Origin of the sequence: Reichenbachiella sp. 5M10, from assembly GCF_002742335.1 — a bacterium.
Lineage (GTDB): Bacteria > Bacteroidota > Bacteroidia > Cytophagales > Cyclobacteriaceae > Reichenbachiella.
In genome coordinates this window covers 1,158,277-1,174,673 of the sequence record NZ_MDGR01000007.1, presented here as the reverse complement: position 1 = coordinate 1,174,673, position 16,397 = coordinate 1,158,277, and the positions used below count along the sequence as shown (strand labels likewise).

Genomic DNA, 16,397 nt, shown 5'->3' with positions numbered 1-16,397 from the left:
TCATGGACAAACGGACATACAACATCTTCTTTCACCTCCATACCGTCAGTGGTATCGTCATCAGTGTCATTCTCTTTGTCATATTCTTTGCGGGGTCTTTCTCATTTTTCAGAGACGAGATCGTCAATTGGGAAAAGGATCACAGCATCGAACCGACCGAAAACCTGACCATGGACTATGATGCTACTTTTGATTCTTTGGATACCCAATACGAACTCTATAGTCGCGAAGTATCCATCGCCAAGCACTACATTGAGCGACGCATCAGTGTCAACCTCAGTACGCCCCAAGACACAATAGCCAACTCCCAAAAAGGTCGAAAATTTTTCTACCTAGACACTCAAAATTTTGAAACCAGTGATTATTATGAATCTTACAGTCTGGGAGAGTTTTTGTATCGTCTGCACTTTTTAGCGCAAATCCCTCATCCTGTAGGATACTATATCTCTGGTTTCACCGCCTTCTTTTTCTTATTTGCTATCCTGACAGGCATCCTGATTCATTGGGACAAGATCGTCTCCAATTTTTATGTTTTTCGACCTTGGGCCAAACTCAAGACTCTCTGGACCGATGCCCACACAGCTCTTGGCACCATAGGCCTTCCCTTCCAATTTGTCTACGCGGTGACAGGAGCTTTCTTCATGATCAAAGCCCTCCTCGTCGCTCCGAGTGTATTTGTACTCTATGGAGGTGACCAAGCCAAACTCTACGCGGATTTGGGCTATACAGAACCTAGTTTTGAGGCAGAAAACCAGAAGTCTCCTGAGCCCTACTCTCTCAACGCGCTCGTGGCACAAACACAACAGGACTGGGAGGATTTTGAAGTCAACCACCTCCATATATTTCACTACGGAGATGCCAACATGCACGTATCCATCGAGGGACAGCTCAAGCGCAACAGGCAGTTTACTGGCTCAGGCAAACGCGTCTACAAAATAGCAACAGGTGAAATCGTCGAACAAACTATCCCCTACACGAACACCAGCTACCTCGAAGGAGTCAAGAACAGCCTGTACCGTCTACACTATGGTGACTATGGAGGCTATGCACTCAAGGTCATCTCCTTTGTACTAGGACTTCTTTCTTGCTTTGTCATCATCTCAGGAGTCATGATTTGGCTCGTCGCACGCGACAAAAAGAATATTCCCGAAAAACGACGAATATTCAACCGTAACGTAGCTTTGGTGTACCTAGCCATCTGCCTAAGTATGTTCCCGGTGACAGCTTTGACATTTTTGGCAGTCAAGACATTACACCTCTCAGGCCAAACCCCTATCTACTCCGTTTATTTCATCACTTGGCTGATTGCAACTGTATTTTTCATTTTCAAGAAAGATCTGAATTTCATCCACAAATACGCGCTGCTCTCTGGTGCACTCCTTGGCTTTCTGATACCCATCGCTCATGGCGTCCAAACAAGTGACTGGTTTTGGATTTCATTCCTCGAAGGACGCATACAGTCATTCACCATAGACATGCTTTGGATCTCACTATCCATCACCGCACTGTGGGCCTATCTCAAACTCAACAGCAAAACCCAAAAAGAAATACCGCAACACCACGCCTAGGCACTGGATTGAAAAGCCAAAAACCTACTTTGATCGTATGGATTTTGGACTATGCGTCAAAATCACTCAACAGTTACAAGTTGTGATCCCTCATCCATCATGACCAAGTCACAACAAAATCCCCTTTTCCAAAACCTAACGCTAGACTTTTCCTTGTCTAATGATTAGCTTTGCCGAAATTCAAAATCGCACGGAGTATGTTTGATAATTTAAGTGGAAAATTAGATAAGGCATTTAAGAACCTAAAAGGACAAGGCAAGATCACAGAGATCAATGTAGCCTCTACTGTCAAAGAAATCAGACGTGCGCTAATTGATGCCGATGTAAACTTCAAGGTGGCCAAAAATGTCACCGACACCATCAAGGAAAAAGCCCTCGGACAAGACGTACTCACAGCAGTATCTCCAGGACAATTGCTTACCAAGATCGTATCGGACGAACTCACCCTACTCATGGGAGGAGCCAAAGAAGACATCAATCTCCAAGGCGATCCCAACATCATCTTGATTTCAGGTCTTCAAGGATCTGGTAAGACGACCTTCACAGGAAAACTCGCCAACCATCTCAAGTCACAAAAGAATGTACTATTGGTTGCATGTGACATCTACCGCCCTGCAGCGATCGACCAACTCAAGGTCCTTGGCGAGCAAATCGGTGTGGATGTATATGCAGAGCCAGAAAACAAAGATGCACTCAAGATCGCCCAAAATGCGATCAAATACGCCAAAGAAAACAACAAGAAAACCATCATCGTGGATACGGCAGGACGTCTCGCCGTAGACGAACAAATGATGCAAGAAATCGAGGCGTTAAAAAACAAATTGAACCCTGCAGAGACCCTATTCGTCGTGGATGCCATGACTGGTCAAGATGCAGTCAATACCGCCAAGACCTTCAACGAGCGTCTCAATTTTGACGGAGTAGTCCTTACCAAAATGGATGGTGACACCCGTGGAGGAGCTGCGCTATCCATTCGTACAGTCGTCGAAAAGCCTATCAAATTCATCTCTCACGGTGAAAAAATGGAGGCACTGGATATATTCTATCCAGAAAGGATGGCCAGTCGAATCCTCGGCATGGGGGATGTTGTTTCGTTGGTAGAAAAAGCACAGCAGAACTTCGATGAAGAAGAAGCCAAAAGGATCCAAAAGAAGATCCGTAAAAACAACTTTGGTTTTGACGACTTCCTCTCTCAACTCGAGCAGATCAAAAAAATGGGTAACCTCAAAGATCTCATGGGCATGATCCCTGGTGTAGGCAAGGCTATCAAAGACATCGACATAGATGACGATTCGCTCAAGCCTATCGAAGCAATCATCAAATCCATGACTCTCCAAGAAAGAGAAAACCCTGATTTGATCAATGGCAGCAGAAAGAAAAGAATAGCCAACGGTAGTGGAACTTCTATCCAAGAAGTCAACCAGCTCATCAAGCAATTTGATCAAATGCGTAAGATGATGAAAACCATGAACAAAATGGGGGGAGCCAAACGCATGATGTCTGGGATGAACATGATGGGCAAGTAAGTGAAAGACCTCCATGGCCGTGCCATATTAGACTACTACAAAAAGGAAACACCATCTCCTCTCATCCTGCACAACTCCTACGGAGAGCCCGAAGAAATGCCCGTTGAGGTATTTTTTAGAGAAGCAGAGGATTTCAGTGAGTTGGAAAACTGCGCCATAGCACACTGCTACCGCAAAGTACTAGATCTCGGAGCTGGTGCGGGTGCACATGCCCTACTCCTCCAAGCCTTGGATTTTGAGGTCACAGCTCTCGACAACTCTCCGGGATGTGTAGAGACCATGCAAAAATCGGGTATACAGCACGTCATCGAGACAGACTATCGCGACCATCAGGGAAAGTATGAAACTATCCTCATGCTCATGAATGGTCTCGGCATAGCAGGCAAACTATCTGGAGTCAAAGACCTTCTGCTCTACTGTCAGTCTCTCATGACTCCAAAAGGCAACATCATCGTCGACTCATCAGACATATCCTACCTCTACGAAGAGGAAGGAATCTCCAAACCTGAGGGCTATCTGGGAGAAGTACGCTACCGATACGAATACAAGACTGAACAAGACGAATGGTTTGATTGGGTATATGTGGACCCAGAGACCCTAACCCAAATCGTCCACGAGATTGGCATGGAGATCGAAATAATAATGACTGACGAAAACGACCAATACCTCGCCAAGATTCAGAACGTCTAACCTTGGATGATCAACTGACTCGTCAAGCGCCTAAAACGATACACATGCGCAACAGCGGCCAGCGTGAGCCCAGTCAGCAAGCCTACCCACACACCTGATGAGCCCCAGCCCATCACAAACCCGAGCACATACCCCATAGGGATCGCTACTCCCCAATAGGCTATCAATGTCACTATGGTAGGTACCTTCACCTCTCCCAATCCACGCAATACACCCAACCCCACAGTTTGTATCCCATCCGAAATTTGATAAAAGGCTGCAATAATCAACAAACCAGAAGCCAACTGAATCACCTCCGCATCGTCAACATACAATGAAGGAAGCAAGGTCCGTGTCGCTACAAACAAAACAGAAAAACATGCCATCAGCGAGGCAGCCATATAAAAACACGTCATTCCGGCCGTACGAAGATTCACATAATCTTTCCTCCCCAATTGATTACCCACTCGAATCGAGGCAGCCGCTGAGATCCCCGTAGCAGTCATATATGTCGCTGCTGATAGGTTGAGTGCAATCTGATGTGCAGCAAGAGGGATGGCTCCTAACCAACCGATCATGATCGCAGAAGCACTGAAAGCACCAATCTCAAATACAAACTGCAACCCCGTAGGGACCCCTATCCTCAAAATCTGTCCTACTGTATGCCATTTCAAACCAATACGTGCCCAAATGCTCCGGTACCTGGCCAATCGGCCATACCACAAGACAAAACCTCCCATCGCAAAGACCATCATCACACGTGAGAGCAAAGTTGCTACTCCCGCACCGATTACCCCCATAGGCTCTATACCAAAATGTCCAAAAATCAACACGTAGTTTAGTCCTATATTCACCAGATTGCTCACTACTGATACGACCATGGCTTGACGCGTCATCGACAAGCCTTCGGCAAACTGACGAAAAGCTTGAAACACCATCAATGGCAACAGGCTCACAGCCATGATCTGAAAGAATGGAATCGCACCCACCAATACTGACTCCTCTTGACCAAGGTGATCAAACACGAAAACAGAAGCTAAAGCCAACCCGGACAACAACACTCCCAAGACGGTATTGAGTACCAAACCATTCTTGAAATACCGACTCACGAGGTACTTGTCATTCGCGCCATCCGCTGCAGCTATCAATGGCGTCATCCCAAAGGAAACCCCTATACCGAAAAGCATAAACATTGTGAACACACTCACTGCAAGAGAAACAGAAGCCAATGGCACTGCACCAAGCTGTCCAACCATCACACTGTCAGCCACAGACACCATGATATGTCCAAATTGACTGAGCATGACCGGATAAGCCAACACAAAATTCTTCTTATAATGTTCTTTGAGCGTCACTGTATATTTCTATTTTCTATGAAGATGAGAACGCACTCCTTCGGCGTTATTTGTCAAATCTGACCATTCGCCAATAACCTATCCACTTTGAGCAAGCCAGCCATCGACAAACTATCTGTGATCTCTCCAGACATCACCATCTCTACGGCCTCCTGAAGCGGTAGTTTACGTATGGCCAAATCTTCCGTCTCATCAAACTCCGTCTCTCCTTGAGTCAAGCCCCGTGCCACGAAGATGAAACCCTCTTCGTCGGTCACCGAGTTAGATGTGTGTATCCTCGCGATATTGTCCCATCGTTCTGCTATCAACCCCGTCTCTTCTTTGAGCTCTCTACGTCCAGCCTCTACGATGTCTTCATCCAAAGGACCTCCACCCATAGGGACCTCCCATGAGTATTCATCCAGGGTATATCGATATTGACCTACGAGCCACGTGTTGCCTTCTTCATCGATGGGGATGATAGCGATCGCCTTCCCTTTGAAATGTACCTTTCCATAGATCCCCTGCCCTCCTCGTGGGTTGATGACCTGATGTTCTTCCAGTTGTATCCAGGGGTTGGAATAAATCTCCTTTCCGCTAAGTTTCGTCCAAGGGTTTTTCATAGTCAAAAAAAAAGGCGCCAAGATAGGCGCCTCATGTCTTTACGTTTCCTTTATTAGATCAATGGCCTTCTGGTGATTCTCCCGGTGCAGCATGTGCATACGAGTGAATGGTTTTTTCAGTAAACGACAACAACAGTGCCGAAACGATAAACACCATGTGAATCACAATCTCTACATAGATACCATCTGTCCCTTCGACTGCAGCAATATCTCTATAATCTACAAATTTCTTCAACAACTGAACCCCAGAAATAGAAGCCAATGAGGTCGCCAATTTAATCTTCAGCATCCCTGCATCAAGACCTTCCAGCCAGAGAGGTTTATCTTCGTGCATCTCTACATCGATTTTAGAGGTAAAAATAGAATACCCTCCAATAGACACCATGATGACCAAGTTCATCACCATCGATATATCCACCAAACTCAATACGCTGAGCATTACTTTCGTTTCTTTTTCTCCGCCTAGCACTTGATGGTACAAATGTGCCAATTCAGTAAAGAACGTAAACAAATATAGGACAGCTCCTACGATCAAACCACCGTATAGAGGTGCTTGCACCCATCTACTCCAAAATATGATCCCTTCAAATACATTTTCGAACCACCCAAAAGCTTTAATCTTTCCTGCCATAGTGTTTAAGTTGCTTATTTTCTATTTTTCAATGTAGTGCTAAAATTAAGACTAATTTTTCTTTTTAGACGACAGTCCCCTTCAATTTTCACCCGATTTATGCAAAACCCTCTTCTAAGCATCAGGAATTCCCCTTGGCCTCACCACCGTACCTGCGAGTAGATCATGCAAGCCTCTCCGATCCTCTCGGAAATAAATCATCATAAACCCACCAAACAACAGTCCTAGAGAAAGAAATTTACACAGAATCCTGAGCAATGCCCGTCCAAACCCAATCGGCTGACCAGCCGAATCTGTCACAACCATATGGCTGTAATGCTTTCCCAACGTCCCCTGCCATGACGAACTCTCCATGAGCGCATGGTACAAGCACACAATCGCAACAGCAGCTCCATAAAACAAGCGATCACTCTCTACCCAAAGTAAAAAAGGCAACATCAGCAGCATCATCACCGTGATATCGATGTTGTACGCAAATAAGCGCTTGGAAAAGCTCGCCGCTCCTTCGTAGATATTCATAGAGTCTAAGTATAGATCGTAATAGGTCTCAAATCTATTGAATGCTATGGTCTAATTTTCTAAATTCATCCAAACAAAAACTAGACTTATGAAGATTCTAAAAATTATTATTCGAGTAATTGTACTCGTACTCATCGTAGTAGCAGTCGTCGGATGGATACTCCCCAGAGAAGTAGAAGTCTATCGTGAAACCACCATCGATGCTCCAGCAAATCAAGTATTCGACTACCTCAATGATCTGAGCAAACTGGATCAATGGTCTCCTTGGTACCAAATTGACCCAGAGGGTACGACCTACACTGCCGAAGGGCCCACTACAGGTATCGGCTCCAAAGTCTCTTGGGAGAGTGAGCATCCAGACGTAGGTTCGGGCAGTCAAGAGATCATAGAGGCTGTACGTCCCGAATTCATCAAAATCCAAATGTACTTCGCAGGATTCGACGAACCCAACTATGCCACGTACCTCATCACCGAATCCTCAGGAGTCAGCAGCGTCAAATGGGGCTTTCAAGGAGACTTTGGTATCAACCCATTCTACAGATGCATGGGGTTGTTCATGGACAGCATGCTCGGCCCTACCTACGAAGAAGGGCTTGCTCGTCTCAAAAACGTCTTAGAGTCTCAGCCCTCTCCTCCCATCAAATCAGATCTAGAGAGTATGGAGAATGATTCGACTCAAACCAGCAGTGACACTACACAAGTCATGTAAAACTATATCCTTACACAAGATACAATATAATACCTCGGTGTGATGCGTCGCAACAGCGGCCTCACACCGATTTTATATGCAGGAGATGTCCACTTCTCTGCATCCACGATTTTCCAACCTGCCTTTTCTAGAAGCATATCAAACTGTCGAGGTTCAAACTCATGGTAATGTCGATCCCAAGGATCCTTTTCATTCCAGTAGGCATTGGCAAACCACAGTTTGAGAGGTATCGATGCGACGAGCTTATCTGCTTTGATTTCACGCAGCAAATTGAAAGGTGCCACCATGTGTTCAAATATCTCAAAAGCCGTCACTACCTCGTACTGTTCCTCTTTGACGATCTCGTACTCCAAATCCAAATCCACGCCTAGCTTTGTATTGGTGACTTCAAAACCCGCCTGAGTCATGATTTGACCAAAAGGGTTGCTCGGTCCCAAATCCAATACTTTGGCAGGAGCTTGTACATTGCGCTCCAAAAAACGGAGTGTTCGCTCAAATCTTACCTGGTGTGTTTTGCTATACTTAGGGTCAAATGACATCTTCTTCTAATTGCTTGTAGTAATTGATTAATCCCTGAGAGGTTGTCTCCCAGTTGTACACTTCGGAGACAAACCGCTTCCCGTTTGCTCCTAGTTCGGCGCGACGTTTCGCATGGGCTTCCAGTTCCAAAATACAACGGGTGTACTCCGCTACATTCTCCGCTTCATGAACCAATCCACTTTGGGCTTTTTCGACCACCGCCTCTTGCGAAAGGCAGTCACTCACCACCAGTGGTTTGGCGAAAGCCATGTATTGAAAAATCTTGTTGGCGTAGGTTGTATCATGGTGAATATTGCGATGCAGAGGACTGATACATATGTCACTGACCGTGATATAGGATTGAAACAAAGTAAAATCCTTCCATCCCTCAAAATCTACAAAATTCTCCATCCCAAGTGCTTTCACACGAGATTTGAGCACATCATCTGTTTTGTTTTTGCCTACGATGACAAGTCTAACTTTAGGGATGCTAGCCGATAATTCAGGCATGGCGTCTATGGCCGTCAACAAGCCTCTGCGCAACCCGGTATCACCGACATAAAGAATCACAAACTGATCTTGTAAACGCTTGATGATCGAACGGTCATTGTTCATCTCCTCACGAAACGCCGCTCGCACCGTATTGGGTACGACGATGATTTTGTCTGCATCCACTCCCAATTTGTCTACGTAGTATTGCTTTGCCTCCTCTGTGACCACCACAGTCCGTGTCGACTGACGAATGTATTTGCTCTCGAACTTCTCCCATCTTGATGGAAAAATCGTTTGCTTACCTGGAAACTTCTGCAAGTGTCCATAAAATTTCATGATCTCCGGTCTGTTCTCGTGCAGGTCCAGTACGATAGGTACTAGAACCTTCAATTCAAACACGGCCCTTGCAATCTGCAAGTCATGCACGTGAATGGCATCCAAAGCATTGTCCGTGATAAACTCCTGAATCCAGCGCTTGGTCACCCGATGATAAAACGGGAACGTATAAGCCCATGCCGACAATTTGTAGACGAGCGGCTTGCAGTACCTGCGTCGCACCTCTATCCCTTGGATCACTTCGCTTTCGGCAAGATCGCCTGTATAGTCCAGGCAAAAAAGATAGACTTCAAAGCCCGCTTCGATCAGCGTCACCGCCTCGTTTTCGACCCTTGGGTCAGGAGGAAACACCCCGTCCAAGATCATTCCTATCCGCATACTTAGGCTTCTTTACTCCCTCTAAAACTTACTACCACATACACCACACAACTCAATAGCAATATGACGTTGAAAATCCAAGTCATCGTATTGCCCACATAGTAGGCCTGCGGCGCAAATGTAAAAACTACTTCATGACGCCCTGCCGGTAGCTCCAGAGCACGTAGTACATAGTTAGCCCGTAGGATATCAATCTCTTGGCCATCGACAGTTGCCGTCCACCCTTTCGGATAATAAATCTCCGAAAACACTGCCAACCCAGCTTGATCGGAGTTGGATTCATACACCAATCGGTTGGGGGCATAGGACTTCAGTGCTACCTGAGCCGTTGAATCATATCCTGCCACAGCCAAATCAAACTTCGACACATCGACCACTGCCTCTTCCTTGGTATTCATTCCTACCAAAGCCATGAGTTCATCGTCTGGACTCTTGACCTCCAAGATATCTCTGACAAACCAAGCATTTCCATTTGCTGCAGGATTAGGAATCACAGCAGCTGCTCGTTCACCCGCTTTGAAGTATTTCGTATTGAGCATATTCAACACGTTGGCCTTCTCAAAATTGACCTTCCCCTCCTGCAATCCACCAATCACCATAGACACTTCTGGAGAGATATTCGCCTCAATTAGATCTTGATACCTTTGCATTTTCGCACCGTGATAGCCTCCAACAGATTTGTGATAGTAAGATGTTTTTGCATCGTTGAAAGGGTTCATCAGGTTAAGCACCCGATAGTCTAAATCCTCATCGCGCAAGATACGCTCGTCTGCTTCCGTTTGAGCAAATTCTGCAGAAGCTGTATCACGGACAAAGCTGTCACCATTGAGATAGCGCTTGGCCACTCCAAACATATCTACCAGTACCAAGGCAATCATTAGCCCGTAGGCCAAAGTCTTCGATAGTTTCTGCTTGTGATGAAACCAAATGACCGCCGCTGCTGCTGCAACGAAGAATAAACTCCGAAAAGCATCCACTCGTAGCAAAGACGCTCTATCTTCACGCAAAGCTTCTATAAACCACGCAGGGTAAGATGCCAAACGCACATCAATCGCTCCACGGTAAGCCCCCATACCGGCTGCCAGTGCTGCCAAAAGTGCAAAACCACCTACAATGGCTGTTGCCATCAAAAATCGCTTTTGCAAAGTTTTGTCCCACGTGCTCCCAAGCATTTTTTCCAAGCCCATGAATCCAGACAAGATCATAGCCAGTATAGCCATGATGATGGCAAAGGTCACGGATCTAAATTTGTTGTACCCGGGCAGATAATCAAAGATCAAGTAATTGAAGGTCTCGAAGTTCTTGCCCCAACTCATCAAAATCGATAGCACTACCACGACCATCACCCAACGGGTATACTTTTGATCAAGTACGAGCAAACTCAATACAAAGAGGAATACCACAATTGCACCTGCATAGTAAGGTGCGGTCAATGGCTGGTCTCCCCAGTATGCGGGAGCACGCTCCACTTGTTCTTTGATTTGTTGCCTGTTGGCTCCTTGCTTTTTGAGTGCCTGCTCTAGGTTGGAATTTTTGCCCAAATCCTGCTGCGACGAACCACCGAAGAAATTGGGAATAAAAAGAACGAGAGGCTCGAAAATACCGTTGCTATACTGAAAAGCATAATCCTTGTCCAAGCCACTCTTTGGAGCCTCTCCTTGTACGGTAAGCTCAGACTTGCCACGCATCGAATACGGACTATACTCCAAGATGGTCCATAGTCTCCCTAGGTTGGCACCTACCGCAATGACCACTGCAACCAGCAAAAAACCTACCGTCTTTAGAAAGTGAGGCAGTGTCTTCTCTTTCACACTTCGAATCAATACAAACAAGCCGTACACGAGTACCATCAACATCACATAGTAAGTGATCTGCAAGTGATTGACCCGCAACTGCAACGCCAAACCCAAAGCAGTCAATGCAAAGCCCAAAAATCGTCGATTGCTAAATGCAGCATGTACCCCAGCCAAAATCAGTGGCATGTAAGCAACAGCCGCTACTTTGGAATTGTGCCCTGCACCAATAGAGATGATACTAAAGGAAGTCAAGCCAAAAGCTAAAGCCCCAGCAATCGCCACCCAAGAACGTACTCCGAATACCATCAGCATGACATAACACGACAAGAAGGCTATCAAAATCAGCCCTGTAGGATGTGGCAAATAAAAGGAAATCAATTGCTGGACATCCTTTGTCAGTTCGCCCGAAAACTCCATATTGACGAGGTATCCTGGCATCCCTCCAAACATCGAATTGGTCCACAAGCCTTCTTCACCAGTCGCTTCGCGATACGCTTTGAGTTCTTGTGCACTGCCCTTCCATTGCATGATGTCATGCTGAGGAAGCACCTTGTTTTCGAAAAAAATTGGAGAATAAAAAACTACCGTAACGATCAAAAACAACAGTACGGCAATGAGGTGAGGAAACAAATCCTTTTTCATATCAAAATTCTTCATTGGGCAAACAGGAATTGAAAATTTTCAAGTCGTAATATTATACAAATTGAATAGGAATCATTTCTCAGAATCCAATTATCTGCCTTGCACAGGGATAGAACAAGTGGCTTCCTGCCCCTTTGTCAAGACATGAGGCATTTGGTAAGGCACACCGGCAAGTCCTGCCCTAGCATATAATCTAAATCCGGCAGGTTCAAATCATAGTCGTGGCATGATCTATCTCTCCCTGGTACTTGGAGCACTTCACACCAAAAGTCTCGAGAAAATCGACTCCCTCGTCGATATCCAACCCTTTGTACTCTGCATAGGACTTGAGATAAATCACTTCGGAGATACCCATCGAATAGATGATTCGGGCGCAAGAGAGGCATGGGGACAACGTCACATAGAGTGTAGACCCCTCAACAGAGGCATTGTTTTTCACAGCATACAAAATTGCATTTTGCTCAGCGTGTATGGCAAGTGAACAGCTCCCCTTGGAGTCCCTTGCACAGCCCTGCTCTGCAAACTCCTCATCACAGTTATGTGTACCAGACGGAGGTCCATTATAGCCTATCGAAATAATCCGAGTATCCTTGACCAACACTGCTCCCACGTGTCGTTTGATACAGTGCGATCGTTTGGCTAGGTTCACCGCCAATTCCATAAATATATCTTCGAAAGCAGGCTTGCTCATATCCATCCTATTTGATCATTGCTAAAATTATGCATCTCTCACAAATGTACAACAGCAAACCCTAAATCACGAGTGTCTTTCAAAGCACAGCGTAACATCTCCCATCATACCTACCCTCTCATCTTACATTATTCAATAACTTTAATACTTACATATCAAACAACTGAATAATAGATAGATAAAACATAAATATAAATTTTATCTATGTGCCAAAAACCCACACAAGTCGATGCAATTAGCATTTTTATAATGAGAATAAAGTATTAATTTGCAGCACAATCGAAAACTTTAATCTTCCTACAAACCGATGAGTAACATCAACATCCCTCTCCCTATCGACTATTCGTATCTCTACGAAATCAGCGACCATGACCGTGATTTTATCAAAGACATGTTGGCGACTATAGTCAAAAACACTCCAGGAAATTTGGGTGACATCATTGAAGCCAGCACGAAGGAAAACTGGACAGAAGTAGGTCGTCAGGTTCACAAGCTGAAGCCCTCTTTATTGCTACTCAACATTGAATCCTTGACAGCTCATATCAAGACCCTCGAAGGCAATGCCAAAGGACAAAAAAATCTCGAAACCATAGAAAAAGAAATCGCAGAACTCAAAGAATTCTGCGACCTATTAATTTCTGAAATCAAGAAGGACTTAGCGTCCGACTCTTACTAAGCTCTACTCCCACTCGATCGTTGCGGGTGGCTTAGAACTAATGTCGTACACCACTCTGTTGACCCCCTTGACACGGTTGATGATATCATTGGATACCTTGGCCAAAAACTCATACGGCAAGTGACACCAATCGGCTGTCATACCATCCACACTGGCCACAGCTCTCAATGCCACTACACGTTCGTAGGTACGTTCATCTCCCATCACTCCTACAGACTGGATTGGCAGCAGCATTGCACCTGCCTGCCATACATCATCGTACAAGCCTGCTTCTTTGAGTCCATTGATAAAATGAGAGTCTACCTCTTGCAATATTTGCACCTTTTCGGCAGTCACATCACCTAGGATTCTAATCCCCAAACCTGGACCTGGGAAAGGGTGTCTCCCCAATATGCTTTCATCTATTTCCAAGGTTCTACCGACCCTTCTCACTTCGTCTTTAAACAAAGTATTGAGAGGCTCAACAACCTTCATTTTCATTTTTTCTGGCAAGCCTCCTACATTGTGATGAGACTTGATCGTCACTGACGGGCCATTGACAGATACCGACTCGATCACATCTGGATAGATCGTTCCTTGCCCCAGCCATTTCACATTTTGTATCTCATGCGCTTCTTTGTCAAACACCTCGATAAACACACGACCGATAGCCTTGCGTTTGTCCTCTGGATCTGTCAATCCAGCCAAGGCTGCATAAAATTCCTTAGAAGCATCCACTCCTTTGACATTGAGCCCCATGCCCTTGTATGACTCTAGGACATCCTCAAATTCATTCTTGCGAAGCAATCCATTGTCTACGAAAATACAATGTAGATTTTTGCCAATGGCCTTGTGAATCAACATCGCCGCTACCGACGAATCCACACCTCCTGACAACCCAAGCACGACTTGATCCTCTCCTAGCTGTGCCTTGAGTGCTTCTACTGTAGACTCTACAAACACGTCTGGCGTCCAGTCTTGGCTGCACTGACAGATATGTACCACAAAATTTCGGAGAAGCTTCTTACCGTCCTCCGAATGAGTCACCTCAGGATGAAACTGAATCCCCCACACGGGGTGCTCAGTACTATGAAACGCTGCTACATTGACTGAATCTGTGCTCGCGATAACCTCATATCCAGCAGGCAAATCAAGGATCGTATCTCCATGAGACATCCACACTTGCGAACCTATGTTGACTTCTTTGAGGAGTTCATTATGAGAATCCACCTTGGCCAAATTGGCACGACCATACTCTCGGATCTCTGAGGGCAATATCTCTCCGCCAGACTTGTATGCAATCAGCTGTGCGCCGTAGCACACACCCAAAATCGGCAACTTGCCCACCAAAGCATCGAGATCGATGTCTGGGTTTTCGTCTTGTCGCACCGAACAAGGACTGCCCGATAGAATCAGTCCTTTGACACTTTCGTCAAGTTCGGGAATTTTACTAAAGGGGTGTATTTCACAATAAATATTGAGTTCTCTGACGCGTCTTGCGATCAACTGTGTGTATTGAGAACCAAAATCGAGAATGATGATCTTTTCTGCCATGCGCAAAATTAACACCACCCGCCATTCGGACAACTGTTTTCCAAAATAGATTTCCCAATAGGATGACCTTTTTCTATTTGACTACCATTTTGAGATCTAGATCGACAACTAAAAAACACTTCCATACTACCAAGAAGCATTCCCAAATGACTACCCTCATGTTGGCTGCAAGTACATAACTGGTGCAATCAAAAAGTCTCAACATTGTCGAGCACAAAAACACTAAATCACCAAACTGTGTAATTGGATAGTAACTGTTAGAACCTCTCGAAGGAGTACTTGATATAAAGATTGGCGGCAGGGACTGTATGATCAAACGTGCGACCGTACCCTGGTATCGAAAAAACATCCAATGGGGCTTGGTTGTCATAGTCAATCATCACGCGCAGACGCAGATTGAACCCCGCGTAGAGACCTTTCCAAATTCTTCGTTCCGAACTCAACACTGCTTCGAACCATTGCGCGTGGATATCCTCCCTTTCGAATGGATAAAGAAAAGTATCATATATCCCAGACTCACTTACTATCCGTACATTTCCCTGATCCGAATACGTCGAATGGCCGTACCTTATCCCTAGATAAAAGTTATTCTTCTGATTCATGTCAATTTTATAACCTAAACCTACACGATAGTAACTCCCCTCCGATTGATAATCCGCATTGACATAGGCACCCCTCGGGTTCAAAGTGGCTATCCCGTATTCCCCAACTAGCACCAACTTGTTGTAAAATACAACTTGGGCACCTACTTCATACTTTGTCTCAGTATCCAACACCAACCCTGCGATCAACTTGCCATAGTCAACCATCACCGACACCTCCGATAAGACGGGAACTTTGTCTACCTCAACCGTATCTGGCAAATCCCCAACTTGCGCACAAACCGGATTGACAGCCATGCCCAGTACTACGAGGAGACTAAAAATAAATGTATATCGATGATTCAATATCAACACAATCTGATGTTTTACAATTTAACTGGAGGCTATCAAACGAAGTAGATTCAATGTTCTGCTCATCAAATCCATAGCTACTCACCAATACATCGCCGTACTCATTGGTCACGATGGATCTTTGGTAGCCAATTTTGAGATCGTAGTATTTGTCACCTATCTCTATCGTGAGATCGGACAAGTCACTATTCATATCTAGAGGAATACGCCACACCGTGGCACTGTCGTCATAATAGACGACCTGATTGTTGAGGTTATTGGTAATGGAAAGTACTTGTACATTACCATTCTCGATTTTGGTTTCTACAGCTAGCCATTCTTGGTAGTCTATGTAGAGCACAGAATCTATCCCAAAGAAATAGCGATAATCTTGATTGATGGAGACCAATTCATCGACCAATTCTATAAGAAGAGAGTCCAAAGTAGTATCTCCCTGCTGAATCAACAGCCGTACCACTACCAAACTGTCTTCCACTGCACTCGCAGAATCCGCAAAGTAGGTCACCGTATCATCGAGGACTTTGAGGGAATCCGAAAGAGAATCTGTCACCACAATAACCTTACTCAAACTGTCCATGTTGTAAAACACTACATCAATCCCAGTATCATATACTACCGAATCGTCCTCCTCATCACATGCCCACAAGGACACACATATCAAGGATAGAATGACTCCAGCAAAGAGGTGTTGCTTAAAGAATTGCCTTTTATTCATCAGCAGCAAACTTAATTCATTAGACATACATATTCACTTTTCGTGAATCACTTCTTTGTCGCCCATCTCAAATTATCTTTCATTTTT

General features: G+C 45.1%; 16 protein-coding genes. 5 read left to right on the top strand and 11 right to left on the bottom strand.

The features are described 5' to 3' along the window. Positions 1 to 2: 2 nt before the first annotated feature. The 3 genes from BFP72_RS04865 to BFP72_RS04855 all read left to right on the top strand — a co-directional run bounded on the left by BFP72_RS04865 (position 3) and on the right by BFP72_RS04855 (position 3,784). Entirely contained in the window at positions 3 to 1,568 is a 1,566-nt protein-coding gene (locus BFP72_RS04865; RefSeq protein WP_099598070.1) for a PepSY domain-containing protein, read from the top strand. 197 nt (positions 1,569 to 1,765) lie between these two features. After that, on the top strand, positions 1,766 to 3,094 hold the full coding sequence (ffh, locus tag BFP72_RS04860; protein WP_099598069.1) for a signal recognition particle protein: 1,329 nt from the start codon (positions 1,766 to 1,768) through the stop codon (positions 3,092 to 3,094). After that, positions 3,095 to 3,784: an SAM-dependent methyltransferase gene (locus BFP72_RS04855; protein WP_099598068.1), complete on the top strand. Its 690-nt coding sequence runs from the start codon at positions 3,095 to 3,097 to the stop codon at positions 3,782 to 3,784. On the opposite strand, the gene BFP72_RS04850 is transcribed toward BFP72_RS04855, so the two are convergent. The 4 genes from BFP72_RS04850 to BFP72_RS04835 form a co-directional block, all read right to left on the bottom strand. Beyond that, positions 3,781 to 5,118, bottom strand: a complete 1,338-nt coding sequence (locus BFP72_RS04850; protein WP_255397156.1) for an MATE family efflux transporter — start codon at positions 5,116 to 5,118, stop codon at positions 3,781 to 3,783. The genes BFP72_RS04855 and BFP72_RS04850 overlap by 4 nt on opposite strands. A gap of 53 nt (positions 5,119 to 5,171) precedes the next feature. After that, the gene (locus BFP72_RS04845; protein WP_099598066.1) at positions 5,172 to 5,720 is read right to left on the bottom strand and encodes an NUDIX hydrolase; all 549 of its coding nucleotides are present in this window, start codon (positions 5,718 to 5,720) and stop codon (positions 5,172 to 5,174) included. Between the two features lie 58 nt (positions 5,721 to 5,778). Further along, a complete protein-coding gene (locus BFP72_RS04840; protein ID WP_099598065.1) occupies positions 5,779 to 6,351 on the bottom strand; it encodes a TIGR00645 family protein in 573 nt (190 codons plus the stop codon). Between the two features lie 114 nt (positions 6,352 to 6,465). After that, positions 6,466 to 6,870 carry an RDD family protein gene (locus tag BFP72_RS04835; RefSeq protein WP_099598064.1) on the bottom strand — a complete coding sequence of 135 codons (405 nt, stop codon included), beginning with the start codon at positions 6,868 to 6,870 and terminating at the stop codon, positions 6,466 to 6,468. Between the two features lie 88 nt (positions 6,871 to 6,958). Between BFP72_RS04835 and BFP72_RS04830 the strand changes: the two genes are divergently transcribed. Beyond that, positions 6,959 to 7,579 carry an SRPBCC family protein gene (locus BFP72_RS04830; protein ID WP_099598063.1) on the top strand — a complete coding sequence of 207 codons (621 nt, stop codon included), beginning with the start codon at positions 6,959 to 6,961 and terminating at the stop codon, positions 7,577 to 7,579. A gap of 2 nt (positions 7,580 to 7,581) precedes the next feature. Here BFP72_RS04830 and BFP72_RS04825 read toward each other — a convergent pair whose 3' ends face one another. From BFP72_RS04825 to BFP72_RS04810, 4 genes are all read right to left on the bottom strand, one after another. Next, positions 7,582 to 8,118 carry a methyltransferase domain-containing protein gene (locus tag BFP72_RS04825; RefSeq protein WP_099598062.1) on the bottom strand — a complete coding sequence of 179 codons (537 nt, stop codon included), beginning with the start codon at positions 8,116 to 8,118 and terminating at the stop codon, positions 7,582 to 7,584. Then, positions 8,108 to 9,304 (bottom strand): glycosyltransferase family 4 protein, encoded by a 1,197-nt coding sequence (locus tag BFP72_RS04820; RefSeq protein WP_099598061.1) that lies wholly within the window; start codon positions 9,302 to 9,304, stop codon positions 8,108 to 8,110. Before BFP72_RS04820 ends, BFP72_RS04825 begins: the two co-directional genes overlap by 11 nt. A gap of 2 nt (positions 9,305 to 9,306) precedes the next feature. Beyond that, entirely contained in the window at positions 9,307 to 11,742 is a 2,436-nt protein-coding gene (locus BFP72_RS04815; protein WP_158233287.1) for a YfhO family protein, read from the bottom strand. A 208-nt stretch (positions 11,743 to 11,950) separates the two neighbouring features. Next, complete coding sequence (locus tag BFP72_RS04810) at positions 11,951 to 12,433, bottom strand: dCMP deaminase family protein (protein WP_099600687.1); 483 nt, start codon at positions 12,431 to 12,433, stop codon at positions 11,951 to 11,953. A 307-nt stretch (positions 12,434 to 12,740) separates the two neighbouring features. On the opposite strand from BFP72_RS04810, the gene BFP72_RS04805 reads away from it, so the two are divergent. Further along, positions 12,741 to 13,109, top strand: a complete 369-nt coding sequence (locus BFP72_RS04805) for an Hpt domain-containing protein (protein ID WP_099598059.1) — start codon at positions 12,741 to 12,743, stop codon at positions 13,107 to 13,109. Between the two features lie 3 nt (positions 13,110 to 13,112). On the opposite strand, the gene guaA is transcribed toward BFP72_RS04805, so the two are convergent. From guaA to BFP72_RS04790, 3 genes are all read right to left on the bottom strand, one after another. Beyond that, positions 13,113 to 14,642 carry a glutamine-hydrolyzing GMP synthase gene (gene guaA / locus BFP72_RS04800; protein ID WP_099598058.1) on the bottom strand — a complete coding sequence of 510 codons (1,530 nt, stop codon included), beginning with the start codon at positions 14,640 to 14,642 and terminating at the stop codon, positions 13,113 to 13,115. Positions 14,643 to 14,899: 257 nt separating this feature from the next. Continuing rightward, a complete protein-coding gene (locus BFP72_RS04795) occupies positions 14,900 to 15,598 on the bottom strand; it encodes a DUF6048 family protein (RefSeq protein WP_143519941.1) in 699 nt (232 codons plus the stop codon). Then, positions 15,561 to 16,337 (bottom strand): hypothetical protein, encoded by a 777-nt coding sequence (locus BFP72_RS04790; RefSeq protein WP_143519940.1) that lies wholly within the window; start codon positions 16,335 to 16,337, stop codon positions 15,561 to 15,563. Before BFP72_RS04790 ends, BFP72_RS04795 begins: the two co-directional genes overlap by 38 nt. Positions 16,338 to 16,397: the final 60 nt, after the last annotated feature.

Excerpts from the sequence above, each read along its gene's own strand:
- BFP72_RS04865 (WP_099598070.1), top strand. The coding sequence starts at position 3 with ATGGACAAACGGACATACAACATCTTCTTTCACCTCCATACCGTCAGT.
- ffh (WP_099598069.1), top strand. The coding sequence starts at position 1,766 with ATGTTTGATAATTTAAGTGGAAAATTAGATAAGGCATTTAAGAACCTA.
- BFP72_RS04845 (WP_099598066.1), bottom strand. The coding sequence starts at position 5,720 with ATGAAAAACCCTTGGACGAAACTTAGCGGAAAGGAGATTTATTCCAAC.
- BFP72_RS04840 (WP_099598065.1), bottom strand. The coding sequence starts at position 6,351 with ATGGCAGGAAAGATTAAAGCTTTTGGGTGGTTCGAAAATGTATTTGAA.
- BFP72_RS04835 (WP_099598064.1), bottom strand. The coding sequence starts at position 6,870 with ATGAATATCTACGAAGGAGCGGCGAGCTTTTCCAAGCGCTTATTTGCG.
- BFP72_RS04830 (WP_099598063.1), top strand. The coding sequence starts at position 6,959 with ATGAAGATTCTAAAAATTATTATTCGAGTAATTGTACTCGTACTCATC.
- BFP72_RS04825 (WP_099598062.1), bottom strand. The coding sequence starts at position 8,118 with ATGTCATTTGACCCTAAGTATAGCAAAACACACCAGGTAAGATTTGAG.
- BFP72_RS04820 (WP_099598061.1), bottom strand. The coding sequence starts at position 9,304 with ATGCGGATAGGAATGATCTTGGACGGGGTGTTTCCTCCTGACCCAAGG.
- BFP72_RS04815 (WP_158233287.1), bottom strand. The coding sequence starts at position 11,742 with ATGAAAAAGGATTTGTTTCCTCACCTCATTGCCGTACTGTTGTTTTTG.
- BFP72_RS04810 (WP_099600687.1), bottom strand. The coding sequence starts at position 12,433 with ATGAGCAAGCCTGCTTTCGAAGATATATTTATGGAATTGGCGGTGAAC.
- BFP72_RS04805 (WP_099598059.1), top strand. The coding sequence starts at position 12,741 with ATGAGTAACATCAACATCCCTCTCCCTATCGACTATTCGTATCTCTAC.
- guaA (WP_099598058.1), bottom strand. The coding sequence starts at position 14,642 with ATGGCAGAAAAGATCATCATTCTCGATTTTGGTTCTCAATACACACAG.
- BFP72_RS04790 (WP_143519940.1), bottom strand. The coding sequence starts at position 16,337 with ATGTCTAATGAATTAAGTTTGCTGCTGATGAATAAAAGGCAATTCTTT.